The organism is Paractinoplanes toevensis, from assembly GCF_018332695.1.
Classification (GTDB): domain Bacteria; phylum Actinomycetota; class Actinomycetes; order Mycobacteriales; family Micromonosporaceae; genus Actinoplanes; species Actinoplanes toevensis.
Map to the genome: position 1 here is coordinate 28,544 of NZ_BOQN01000063.1, position 12,212 is coordinate 40,755.

General features: G+C 70.8%; 10 protein-coding genes. 7 read left to right on the plus strand and 3 right to left on the minus strand.

Annotated elements, in window-relative coordinates; all coding sequences use genetic code 11:
- Positions 1-38: 38 nt before the first annotated feature.
- A complete protein-coding gene (locus tag Ato02nite_RS24385; RefSeq protein WP_281419784.1) occupies positions 39-515 on the minus strand; it encodes a peroxiredoxin in 477 nt (158 codons plus the stop codon).
- Between the two features lie 100 nt (positions 516-615).
- Here Ato02nite_RS24385 and Ato02nite_RS24390 point away from each other — a divergent pair, with 100 nt between their 5' ends.
- From Ato02nite_RS24390 to Ato02nite_RS24415, 5 genes are all read left to right on the plus strand, one after another.
- Complete coding sequence (locus Ato02nite_RS24390; protein ID WP_213008931.1) at positions 616-2,025, plus strand: basic amino acid/polyamine antiporter; 1,410 nt, start codon at positions 616-618, stop codon at positions 2,023-2,025.
- A gap of 10 nt (positions 2,026-2,035) precedes the next feature.
- Complete coding sequence (locus tag Ato02nite_RS24395; protein ID WP_213008932.1) at positions 2,036-3,274, plus strand: arginine deiminase; 1,239 nt, start codon at positions 2,036-2,038, stop codon at positions 3,272-3,274.
- 4 nt (positions 3,275-3,278) lie between these two features.
- Positions 3,279-4,196, plus strand: a complete 918-nt coding sequence (locus Ato02nite_RS51820; RefSeq protein ID WP_246607368.1) for a MarC family protein — start codon at positions 3,279-3,281, stop codon at positions 4,194-4,196.
- 304 nt (positions 4,197-4,500) lie between these two features.
- A complete protein-coding gene (locus Ato02nite_RS24410) occupies positions 4,501-5,244 on the plus strand; it encodes a S1C family serine protease (protein ID WP_246607369.1) in 744 nt (247 codons plus the stop codon).
- Positions 5,245-5,543: 299 nt separating this feature from the next.
- Positions 5,544-5,876 carry an STAS domain-containing protein gene (locus Ato02nite_RS24415; RefSeq protein ID WP_213008934.1) on the plus strand — a complete coding sequence of 111 codons (333 nt, stop codon included), beginning with the start codon at positions 5,544-5,546 and terminating at the stop codon, positions 5,874-5,876.
- 342 nt (positions 5,877-6,218) lie between these two features.
- On the opposite strand, the gene Ato02nite_RS24420 is transcribed toward Ato02nite_RS24415, so the two are convergent.
- Both Ato02nite_RS24420 and Ato02nite_RS24425 read right to left on the minus strand, forming a co-directional pair.
- Positions 6,219-8,195 (minus strand): PPC domain-containing protein, encoded by a 1,977-nt coding sequence (locus Ato02nite_RS24420; protein WP_213008935.1) that lies wholly within the window; start codon positions 8,193-8,195, stop codon positions 6,219-6,221.
- A 105-nt stretch (positions 8,196-8,300) separates the two neighbouring features.
- Positions 8,301-9,362 (minus strand): ROK family protein, encoded by a 1,062-nt coding sequence (locus Ato02nite_RS24425; protein WP_213008936.1) that lies wholly within the window; start codon positions 9,360-9,362, stop codon positions 8,301-8,303.
- A 115-nt stretch (positions 9,363-9,477) separates the two neighbouring features.
- On the opposite strand from Ato02nite_RS24425, the gene Ato02nite_RS24430 reads away from it, so the two are divergent.
- Both Ato02nite_RS24430 and Ato02nite_RS24435 read left to right on the plus strand, forming a co-directional pair.
- Entirely contained in the window at positions 9,478-10,962 is a 1,485-nt protein-coding gene (locus tag Ato02nite_RS24430) for a DUF1800 domain-containing protein (protein WP_213008937.1), read from the plus strand.
- Positions 10,963-10,964: 2 nt separating this feature from the next.
- The gene (locus Ato02nite_RS24435; RefSeq protein ID WP_213008938.1) at positions 10,965-12,212 is read left to right on the plus strand and encodes a DUF1501 domain-containing protein; all 1,248 of its coding nucleotides are present in this window, start codon (positions 10,965-10,967) and stop codon (positions 12,210-12,212) included.

Consider the following 12,212-nt stretch of genomic DNA (forward strand, 5'->3'; position numbering starts at 1 on the left):
GGCGGCTTCCGGTTGTGCAGTGGCATCCACGAATTTTTTCACTCGGCCGCGGGCTTGCGGGCCGAGAGCGTCTCCAAGGCCTTCGCGGCGTGCTCCTGCATGTTGGTCTCCGAGTGGATCACCTCGAGCACGGTGCGGTCGGTGTCGATGACGAACGTGATGCGCTTGGTGCTCAGCGGCCCCAGCGGCAGCTTCCGCTTCACCCCGAGCGCCGCCGCGACCGTGCTGTCCGGGTCGCTGAGCAGCGGGTAGTCGAAGCTGTTGAGCTCGGCCCACTGCTTCTGCTTGGCCGGCTTGTCCCGGCTGATGCCGACCCGCTGCGCGCCCGCCTCGCGGAACTCGGCGGCCAGGTCCCGGAAGGAGCAGGCCTCGGCGGTGCAGCCGGAGCTCATCGCGGCCGGGTAGAAGAACAGCACGACCGGGCCGCCCGCGAGCAGTTCGGTGAGGCGACGGGGGACACCGTCCTGGTCGGGGAGCTCGAAGTCGTCGACCTTGTCACCCTGATTGATTGCCATGACAAGTAAGCTACCCGCCCCTACCTGCGAGTAACAGGGCCGCCCGGTCACCCCTGCGGGATGAACCGGGACACACCCCCAAACCGCGAGTCTGTCACCCATGGCGAAGACCGACACCGCCCCCGACGTGCGGACACCGCAGTCGCTGAGCTTCATGACCATGACGGCGATGGTGGTCGGGTCGATGGTCGGCGCCGGAGTCTTCTCCCTGCCGCGGCGGTTCGCCCAGGAGACCGGGGTCGTCGGAGCGTTCATCGCCTGGGTGGTGGCCGGCGCCGGGATGCTGATGCTGGCGTTCGTCTTCCAGATGCTGGCGGTCCGCAAGCCGGAACTCGACGCCGGCGTGTACGCGTACGCCAAGGCCGGCTTCGGCGAGTACCTCGGCTTCTTCTCCGCCTTCGGCTACTGGGCCAGCGCGTGCGTGGGCAACGTGACCTACTGGGTGCTGATCATGAGCACCGTCGGTGCCATCGCGCCGGCCCTCGGCGAGGGCGACACGCTGCTCTCGATCGCCCTGTCGACGGTCGGCGTCTGGGTCTTCTTCTACCTGGTCCAGCGGGGTGTCAAGGACGCGGCCGTGATCAACCGGGTCGTCACGGTGGCCAAGCTCGTACCCATCGTGGTCTTCGTCTTTCTCGCTCTTTTCGCCCTCGACCCGAAGGTGTTCGCCGACAACCTGACCGGCACCGGCGACTACGGCTCGCTGTTCGACCAGGTCCGCGGCACCATGCTGGTCACCGTGTTCGTCTTCCTCGGCGTCGAGGGGGCGAGCGTCTACTCCCGGCACGCGCAGCGGCGCGAGGACGTCGGCCGGGCCACCGTGCTGGGCTTCCTCAGCGTCTTCGCGGTCTTCGCCTCGGTCACCATCGTCTCGTACGGGGTGCTGCCCTACGCCGAGATCGCCCAGTTGCGCCAGCCGTCGATGGGCGGGGTCCTCGAGGCCGCGTACGGCACCTGGGGAAACGTGTTCGTCAGCATCGGACTGATCGTGTCGGTGCTCGGCGCCTACCTCGCGTGGACCCTGATGGCGGCCGAGGTGCTCTACGTGGCGGCCCAGGACAAGGACATGCCGCGCTTCCTCGGCACCACCCGGCGCGGTGACGTGCCGTTCGCGTCGCTGCTGCTCACCACGATCCTGATCCAGGTCGTCCTGGTGGTCACCTACTTCTCGGCCGACGCGTTCAACTTCGCCCTCGACCTGACCAGCGCGCTCAGCCTGATCCCGTTCCTGCTCGCCGCCGGTTACGCCGTCAAGATCGCGCGGGGCCGGGGCCTGTTGGTGGCCGGGCTGGCCACCGCGTACACCCTGTTCCTGCTCTTCGCGGCCGGGCCGAAATTCCTGCTCGTCTCGTTCATCGTCTACGCCCCCGCGACGGTGCTGTTCGTGATGGCCCGCCGTGAGCAGGGCCGGCGGCTGTTCTCGCCGCGCGAGGCGGTGATCCTCGCCGTCTCGGTCGCGGGTGCCCTCGGCGGAATCGTCGCGCTGGCGACGGGCTGGATCTCTATCTGAAAGGACCGAAATGTCCAATCATGGCGTCTACTCCGAGGTCGGCACGCTCCGCAAGGTGCTCGTCTGCGCGCCCGGGCTGGCCCACCGGCGACTCACCCCCACCAACGCCGACGACCTGCTCTTCGACGACGTGATGTGGGTGGAGAGCGCCCAGCGCGACCACGCCGACTTCGTCAACAAGCTGCGCGAACGCGGCGTCGAGGTGGTCGAGTTGCACGACCTGCTGGCCCAGACCATGGCCGTACCCGGCGCGAAGGACTGGCTGCTCGACCGGAAGATCGTTCCGAACGAGGTCGGACTGGGCCTGGTCGACGCGACCCGGGGCTTCCTCTCCTCACTGGAGGACCGGCGCCTCGCCGAATACCTGATCGGCGGGCTGGCCACCAACGACCTGCCCGACGACTTCCGCGACGGCTACGTCGCCCTGGCCCGCGAGTCGACCGGCGCCCGCGAATACCTGATGCCGCCGCTGCCGAACACCCTCTACACCCGCGACACCACCTGCTGGCTGTACGGCGGGGTCACCCTCAACCCGCTCTACTGGCCGGCCCGGCACGACGAGACGCTGCTGATGAAGGCCATCTACCGGTTCCACCCCGACTTCGCCGGCGCGAAAATCTGGTGGGGCGACCCGGAACTCGAATGGGGGCAGGCCACCTTCGAGGGCGGCGACGTCATGCCGATCGGCAACGGCGTCGTCCTCGTCGGCATGAGCGAGCGCACCTCCCGGCAGGCCATCACCCAGGTCGCCGCCGCACTGTTCGCGGCCGGCGCGGCCGAGCAGGTCGTGGTGGCCGGCATGCCGAAACTGCGGGCCGCCATGCACCTGGACACCGTGTTCACCTTCGCCGACCTGGACGTCGTCACCCTCTACCCCGGCATCGTCGACGGCATCCACACGTTCTCGCTGCGCCCCTCCGACCGCTCCCCCGGCGTCGACGTCACCGACGAGGGCTCCCGGCCCTTCGTCGACGTGGTCGCCTCGGCGCTGGGCCTCTCCGAGCTGCGCGTCATCGAAACCGGCGGCGACGTGTACGCCTCCGAACGCCAGCAGTGGGACAGCGGCAACAACGCGGTCGCCCTCGAACCCGGCGTCGTGTTCACCTACGACCGCAACACCAAGACCAACACGCTGCTGCGCAAGGCGGGCATGGAGGTCATCACCATCGTCGGGGCCGAACTGGGCCGGGGCCGGGGCGGCGGGCACTGCATGACCTGCCCGCTCATCCGGGACGCAGTGAAGTTCTGAAACCATGTCCATCACGTACGAGGCACTGGCGCTCTTCCTGGCATTGGTCGGCCTGTACAGCCCGGTCGCGGCATTGTCGTCGTACCTGCCGGTGGTCCGGCCCTTCGGCCACGCCGAGCAGGTGCGGCTGGCGGCCGGGCTGACGCTGAACGTGGCGATCTTCGTCCTCGCCGCCATCTGGGTCGGGGATCCGCTGCTGGAACTGCTCGGCATCAGCCCGGCCGCGCTCACCGCCACCGGCGGCATCGCCCTGATCCTGGCCGCGGTGCCGATGATGCGCGGCACCCAGCCCGACCCGGCCCCACAGCCCGCGCCACCGGCCCCCGCGGCCGGCACTCCGTCGGCCCAGCCGGCCGCACCCTTGCCGTCGACCCACGCGGCCGGATCTCCGCCGGGCCTCGCGGCCGAACCCTCGCCGTCGGCCCACGCGGCCGGCACTCCGTCGGCCCACGCGGCCGGCACTCCGTCGGCCCACGCGGCCGTGCCGGAGCCACAGCTCTCAGCGTCGGCCCTCCCGGCGCCGGCGGCCGGGCGCGAGCCAGGATCGCCGCCTGTTCCGCCGTCGGCGGGACGGGATCCGTCGGATGCTCGCCCGGCTGCCGGCATTGCCTACCGGAAGGTGCTTTTCACTCCGCTCACGTTCCCGCTGACCGTCGGCGGGGCCACGTTCGCGATCGGGGCGGCGACCTCGGCCGACGTCGGCGACAGCAGCGGGCGGCTACTGCTGTCGATCGCGGCCGTCGGCTACGGCCTGGTGACCGGCCTGACCGTCTACGCGGCCGGGCACGTCGAACGCCGCATCTCCGTGCAGGCGGGCCAGTTCCTGGATCGGATCGCCGGCATCCTGCTCACCTGCATCGCGGTGATCCTGCTGGCCAACGGCTTCACCGACCTCGTCCTCGCGCGAGCCGGCCATGGCTGAGCCGACCCCACCCCGGCCGCCGACCGCGCCCGCGCAGGCGGCGCCCGCGCAGGCCGCATCTCCACCGGGGCCCGCGCAGGCCGCATCTCCACCGGGGCCCGCGCAGGCCGCCTCCACACACGACGTGCCCCCACAGGACGCGCCACCGCAAGCCACGCCTCCACAAGCCGTGCCTCCACAGGACGCGCCACCGGAAACCGCGCCCCCACAGGCCGTGGCCCCGCAGGCCGCGCCCCCACAGGCCGCGCCCCCACAGGCCGTGCCTCCACCGCCGGGGTCTGCGCGACGCCCGGCCGGTTACCTCTTGCTTCTTCCGGCCGCGCTCATCGCGCTTGCCGGCGGACTGATCGGCGGGTTGGTCGGGCGGTCGATCGGCGCGGATGACGACGTGGCGGGGACCGGGTGCCCGGCCGCGACCATTGCCGAGCAGGTGCTGCCCTCCGTCGTCACGCTGGCCGTTACCAACGGCGCTACCAGCGGCAACGGCAGTGGCGAGGTGATCCGGGACGGCGGTTACATCCTCACCAACGACCACGTCATCGCCCCGGCCGGGCGCGGCGGCCGGATCGACGTGCTGTTCAGTGACGGCCGGACCGCGCCGGCCACGATCGTCGGCCGCGCCGTTCAGGTGGACCTGGCCGTGGTGCGGGTGGCCGCGCCGGAGCCGTTGCCGTTAATCGCGGTGGGCCGCTCGTCGACGCTGCGGGTCGGCCAGCCGGTGGTGGCGCTCGGCGCCCCGCTCGGCCTGTCCGGCACGGTCACCGCCGGGATCGTCAGCGCGCTCGGCCGGGACATCCCGGTGCCGGCCGACGGCGGGCAGACCGCGGTGCTGCCCGGTGCCGTGCAGACCGACGCGGCCATCAACCCCGGCAACTCGGGCGGCCCGCTGGTCGACTGCGACGGCCGCCTGATCGGGGTGAACACCGCCATCGCCACCGTGCCGAACGAGGCCGGCCAGGGCGGCGGCGGCAGCGTGGGAATCGGTTTCGCCATCCCGGTCGACGAGGCCATGGTGGTGGCCGATCAGTTGATCAACCGGGGCCCATAGCGCCGGGCCAGGAGCGCGGCACCGCCGGGCCGCCGTAGCCGGGCCGCCATCACCGGGCCAGCCGATGAATCGGTGCGCCGGGCGCCGGGCCAGGAGTGCGGGTCCGTCGGGCCGCCATCACCGGACCGGCCGATGAATCGGTGCCCCGGGCGGGATGCTTCTTGTTCGGACGGCCGCATGACCGGCCCATACCTTCGCGCCGGGTGATCTCGGGCGGCGGGCGGCGGGGGCGCGCGGCGCTCGGGATCGATAGGCTGTGGGACACCGCCGCCCCCGAAGCTCGAAAGCGACAATCACCAATGCAGGTCTCGGTCGCCCACCACCCGCCCAACACGGCCGTCCTCGTGCTGCGCGGTTCCCTCGACATCGACACCGCGCCTGCCCTCAAGGCGAACCTCAACCGCCTGGTCGAACGCCCCAGCCCTCGGGTCGTTGTCGACGTCGCGGGTCTCGACTTCTGTGACTCGATGGGGGTCGGCGTGCTGGTCACGGCGCACGGCCGGGCCACCGAGCGGGGCGGCTGGGTGCGCCTGGCCGCGCCGAGTGGCTTCCTGCGCCGCCTCTTCGACACCCTGGGCCTGACCGATTACCTGGCGCTCTACCCGGATGTGGCGGCCGCTTTGAAGGAGTGACCGGGCCGAATCTTGTCGATCTGGTGCGCGGAGCTCGCGCGAAGTGCACAAGATCGGGCGGTGCCGAGCCAGGAGCGGCGGCGCCGATGTTGCGGAACAGGCGCCGGGTTACTCGCGGAGCGCGCCGGGGTGCTCTCGGAGCACCGGGTTTACTTGCGGAGCGCCGGGTTACTCGCGGAGTGCGCCGAGTTGCTCGCGGAGTGAGCCGGGCCCGCCCGCAGCGGGCTCGCGGAGGGTGAGTGTCGCTCAGCGAAACCGAGTGCCACGGGACTTGTCCGTATGCGTACTGAAAAAAGGAAGCAGCCCCGCCAAGCGCGACGGGGCCGCTTCTTTAAAAAGAAATCAGCTGGTTACGCCGAAGACGATGCGGCCCAGGGTGTCCTCGGTGCCGATGAAGCCCTCGGACGGGATGAAGCGGCTGTCGCCGAAGTCGACGTCGGGGTCGTCGGCGGTGCCGCCGATGCCGTCGGGGCCCACGCCGAACAGGGTGGCGAAGCCGGTGCCGCCGGCGTCCATCAGGTTCGGGAGGGCGTCCTGGTTGTCGGTGTGGTAGTCGCCGAAGAAGTGGCCGGCCTCGTGGGAGATGACGTTGCTGAGGGCCTGGCCGACGAAGGCGATCCGGTCGCTCGCCGGGGTCAGGTAGGTGTTCAGCGACGCCGATGAGTCACCGGCCGGTGCGCTGAGCACGTCCAGCAGGACCAGCGCGGTCTCCTCGGTCTCGAAGTTGCCGGGGTCGATGCTCTGGGCGATGCCGATGGTGTCGACGCCGCTCTCGTCGATGGTGCCGCCGACCACGATGCGGCTGACGTTGGCGCCGCCCCACGGGTCGTCGTCGTCCTTGCTGTTCTTGATTTTCAGCTTGAACTTCGGGTTCAGGCCGCTGGCTACGAGGTCCTTCTTGAGGTTCTCGGTGACGCCGGCGGTGACCGCGTCGATCACCGCGTCCTCGTCGGCCCGGGTCAGGCCCCAGCTGGCCAGGAACGCGGCGAACGGGCTGAGGTCGCGGTTGCCGGGCCCGCCGAAGACGCCGGTGTTGACCCGCTCACCATCAAAATCAAGGAACAGCGTCTGTACGGGCGTAGCACCCTGAAGTACGGGCCGGTAGCCCTCGACCGTGATGTCGTAGGCGCCGGAACCGGACTGCACGCCGACGTAGTGCCAGCCGGCCTTGGTCGCCACGTAGTCGGTGACCGCGGTGCCGCCCGCGGGCAGCGGGGAGGCGAGCGGATAGATGTAGGAGGCGTCCTGGTCGGAGCCGTGGACCTCGCGGGGTGCGGTGTCGTAGACGGTGATGTAGGTGGGGCTGCCCTTGACGCTGGCGCCGATGATGTCGCCGGCCTTCAGCTTGATGGCGAAGAAGTCCTTGTCGATGCCGCCGGAGGTGAGCGTCAGCGTGTAGGGGCCTTCGGTGGGCGGGGTGGGGTCGCCGATGCCGCCGCCGCTGGCCGAGTCGAACGGGTCGGCGGGCAGACCGCCGTATGCGGCAACCGCCAGGTAGAACGTGCCGGCCGCGGGGACCGTGTAGGTGATCTGGCTGTCCAGGCCGGTGAAGTCGTCGTTGACGGCGAGGAGCGTGCCGTCCGCCGCGAACAGTTCGATGACCGTGTCGAGCGGGCCGGTCGGGGTCGCCGTCTTCAGCGTGAGCACCTTGCCGGCGGCTGCGGTGATCTTGTAGAAGTCGAAGTCGTTGCTGCCGTCGCCGGTCTGCCGGCCGTGCGGGCCGTCGCCGATCACCGCGTCGATCAGCGCGCCGCTGCGGATGGCGCCGATTCCGGTGTCGCCGGCCAGGGTGATCGAGCCGTTGTCCTCGGCCGGTGCGGGAACGGCCGGGGTGCTGACCGCGTCGTTGTCGAGGCTGCCGAGCACCCGGATCTTCGGGTAGGTGCCGGTGCCGAAGGTGGTGATCCGCTGCGCGTTGGCGGGGGTGTCGTTGCCGCCGTTGGTGCCGTCGATCTCGTCCTCGTCGACCACCACCGCCGGTGCGGCGGCCTGCGCGGCGAGGGCGGGGTTGGTGCTGGCCAGCGATTTCGCCCGGAGCGCCGCCTTGGACTTGGCCTGCACCTTCAGATAGTTCGCCCAGCCCGAGTAGTCGACCTTGCTGGCGTCGGCGACCTGGGCGAGGAACGGGTTGGGGCCTTTGGGCTTCGCCCCATACGAAGCCTTCGGCGCTATGCCGATGCCGGCGGCCAGCGAGGCCTTGTCGGCCGGGCTGAGATCATCGTGTGTCGCAGGAGAGGTGGGGGCGGCCTGCGCGGCGCCTGGCGTGATCAGTGCCAGGCCCAACAGGGTCGCCGAGATGGTTGCGATGCTACGTCGCATTCGTCCCCCTTCAGCACATCCGAGCCCCCCGGCCGCGGATGGCAAGGGTGACGCTACTGAAGGACAACCATCAATATCTAGAGTTGTAAATGCGTCGTAATAGATCTATCGACCATCTGTTGACCGGCGCTGCTGAACTCCCTCCAGCGCGGCGACGGCAGCTCCTCGGGCGCCGGCCATGTCGAGATCGGCGACCAGTGCGAAAGTCGCCGCGGCCTGCTGCTCGGCCCGCAGCTGGGTGTGCTCGCGGACGGTGTTGAGGAACCACTGCCGGAACTTCGGCGCCGCCTCCACCACGCCGCCGCCCAACAGGTACGCGTGCGGGTCGGTGAAGTTGGCGGCGACGGTGAAAAGCTTCCCGATCGCCTTCGCCTGCTGCCCGAACACCGCCAGGGCGAGCGGGTCCTCCTTCTCGCCGTAACCGCGCAGCAGCTTCGCGGCCTTGGCGATCGGCTCGGCCGCGAGGGGGTGGTCGGGGAACTTGGTGAGCCAGTACGGCAACAGGTTGTTCTTGATGCCGGTGAGCGAGGCGAGGCTCTCCCCGTCGCCCTCGAAGCCGCAGTTGCACAGCGGCACCGGCTGGTCGGCCTCGAGCACGCCGTGCAGCGGGATCTGCACGTGCCCCAGCTCGCCGGCCATGCCGGCCGCCCCGGAGATCACCCGGCCGTTCTCCACCACGCCGCCGCCCAGCCCGGTGCCGACGATCGCGGCGACCGACGAGCGGCGCATCGCGTCGGCGCCGAAGAGCTGGTGGTGTGCATAAAGAGCGGCCGCGTTGGCGTCGTTGTTGTAGAAGACCGGCAGGCCGATCCGGGCCTCGAGCGCGCCCCGGATGTCGAAGCCGTGCCACGACACCTGGTTGAAGTTCGTCGCGCCCTTGGACGAGATCACCCCGGTCGCGCTGGCCGGACCCGGCGTGTCCAGGCCCACCGCCCGCACCAGGGTCAGCGGTGTGCTGGTCAGGTCGAGGATGTTGGTGAACGCCTCGGCCAGGGCCTCGACCGCCGACTCGGGGCCCTCGGTCACGAGACTCGGGTTCTCCACCAGATGATCGACGAGATATTGACCCGTCGCGTCGAGCACGGTGGCGTTGTTGCAGGTCCCGCCGTTGTCTAGGCCGACAACGACCCAGGAGGCGGGCGTGCGTACCGGTTCAGCCTGATCCACAGAGCTGAGCGTACGTCCGGTTCCGCCTCCGGGGTACGGGTGCGGGCGGATTGCGGCTCGGTTAGTGATGGTTGCAGCGGCGACGGCCCCGGGCTCACCGGTCGAACCGTGTTGCATGACGACCCGCCGCACGCTTCTCGCCGCCGCCGGAGCCGCCACCGTCGCCGTCGCCGCCGGGGGCGGTGTCGCCCACGCCGCCGCTGCGGGAGCGGGAACGGGAACGGACCACCTGGTGCGCCGGGCCACCTTCGGGCCGACCCCGGCGACGCTGGCCGAGGCCGCTTCCCTCGGCGTGAGCGGCTGGCTGGAGAAGCAGCTGGCCCCCGAGAAGATCAACGACGCGGCCTGCGACGACCTGCTGGCCCGCCTGCCACTCGCGGGCGCGAGCATCGCCACCGTACGGGCCAAGCTGCCGGTGCACTCCTACGACGCGTTCAAGCAGCTCGGCCGGGCCGGCGTGGCCCGCGCCGCGTGGAGCAACCGGCAGCTGTTCGAGAACGTCGCCGCGTTCTGGGCCAACCACCTGCACATCGCCGCGCCGTCCAGCGGCGTCTGGGACAGCCGGGCCGACTACGACGCCCAGGTGATCCGCAAGCACACGTTCGGGAAGTTCGCCGACATGCTGAAGGCGTCGATGAGGCATCCGGCGATGCTCACCTACCTCGACAACCGCTCCTCCACCAGGAGCCACCCCAACGAGAACTACGCCCGCGAGCTGATGGAGCTGCACACCGTCGGCCTGGTCTACACCGAGGACGACGTGCAGGCGGCCGCGCGCCTGCTCTCCGGCCTGACCGTGGCCAAGGACGGCACCTATGTGTACGACGCCGCGAAGCACCTCGGCGGGGCCGTCAAGATCCTCGGCTTTTCGTCGGCGAATGGGGCGAATGAGGCGGCGCCGCTCGCCTTCGCCGACTATCTGGCCCGGCACCCATCGACCGCCGCACGCATCGCGACCAAGCTGTGCGTTCGATTTGTCGCCGACGAGCCCCCGGCTTCGCTGGTCGCCAAGCTGGCCAAGGTCTACCTGGACAACGACACCGCGATCAAGCCGGTGATCAGAGCGCTCTTCACCTCGCCGGAGTTCGCCGCGAGCGCCGGAAAGAAGACGCGCACGCCGTTCGAGGACCTGGTCGCGACGATCCGGACGCTCGGCCTCGGACCGGAGAAGACCGGCACCAAGGCCCTCGACGCCCTCTACAACGCGCTCGTCGACGCCGGCCACGCGCCGTACCGGTGGGGCCCGCCGAACGGCTACCCGGACGTGGCGGTGGCCTGGGCGTCCCCGTCGGTGTTCCTGCTGAAGTGCAACTGGCACCTCAACCTGACCACCGGCTGGTACCCGACGCAGCTCACCCGGCCCGCCGACCTGCGCAAAGCTCTGGTCCCGACGCTGCCGGCCAGCTACGGCGCGCTGATCGACGCCCTGGCCACCCGGCTGACCGGCGGCAAACTGCCGGCCGCGCACACCGCCGCCGTGCTCAGCGTCGCCGGAAAGCTGCCGACCAGTCCCTTGACCAGCTCCGACAAGTCTCTCGCGGGCAGCTTCCCCTACCTGGTGGCGCTCGTCCTCGACTCGCCGACCTTCCAGCTGAGGTGATCATGAAGTTCCCGGGATGTGCGGAGAACGTGACCATCAGCCGCCGCGGCCTGCTCGGCGCGGCCGCCCTCACCGGCCTGGCCGGCGCCGGCGTGTCCACCCAGCTGGCGTTCGCCGCGCCGGGCTACACCGGCGACACGCTGGTCGTGCTGTCGCTGCACGGCGGTTTCGACGGCCTGTCGGCGATCGCCCCGATCGGCGACACCGACTACTACCGGGCGCGGCCGACCATCGCCCTGCCGAAGAGCCAGGTCATCGCCGGGGACGGCACGTTCGGCCTGCACCCGGCCTTGAACCCGCTGCTGCCGCTGTGGAAGGGCGGCAAGCTCGCCGCCGTGCACGCGGTCGGCCAGCCCAACCCGACCCGCTCGCACTTCGCCGCCATGGACGCGATGGAGAACGCGGCCCCCGGCACCTCGATCCGCAGCGGCTGGCTCGACCGGATGCTCGGCGGCACCGGCGCCACCGGCCCGCTCGCCGGCGTCTCGGTCGGCGGGGCCATGCCGAGCCGGCTCTTCGCCGGGCCGGTCCCGGCCGTCTCGATGGCCGCCATCGACAAATTCACCCTGGCCGGCGATTCGGTCAAGCGACCGATGGCCGCGGCCCTCACGGCGATGTACGCGGACGCGCCGCCCCACCTGGCCGGCCCCGCCCTCGCCGCCGGCAAGGCGCTGACCGCGACCGCCGCCATCCGCGGCACCACCTACACCCCGGCCAACGGTGCCGCCTACCCCGCCACCGAGCTGGGCGGGGCGCTGCGCGACGTCGCCCGGCTGATCAAGTCGAAGACCGGCCTGGTCACCGCGGCCGTCGACTGCGGCGACTGGGACATGCACGACGCGCTCGGCACCGCCACCAAGGGCCAGCGCATGCACGACAACCTCACCGACCTGGCCCTCGCCCTGGCCGCCTTCGCCACCGACCTCGGGCCGGCCGGGATGAACGGGGTGACCCTGCTGACCATCAGCGAGTTCGGCCGCCGCGTGCAGGAGAACGCGTCGCACGGCGCCGACCACGGCCACGGCAACGCGATGCTGCTGCTCGGCGGCGGCGTACGCGGTGGCAAGGTCTACACCAACTGGCCCGGCCTGTCCCCCGGCGCGCTCGTCGCCGGCGACCTGGCCGCCACCACCGACTACCGCTCGGTGATCGGTGAACTCCTGCAGAAACGCTGCGGCTTCGGCTCCCTTTCCGAGGTTTTCCCGGGCATCGAACCGTCCGCCTTCGGTCTGGCCGCCGCCCGCACCTAA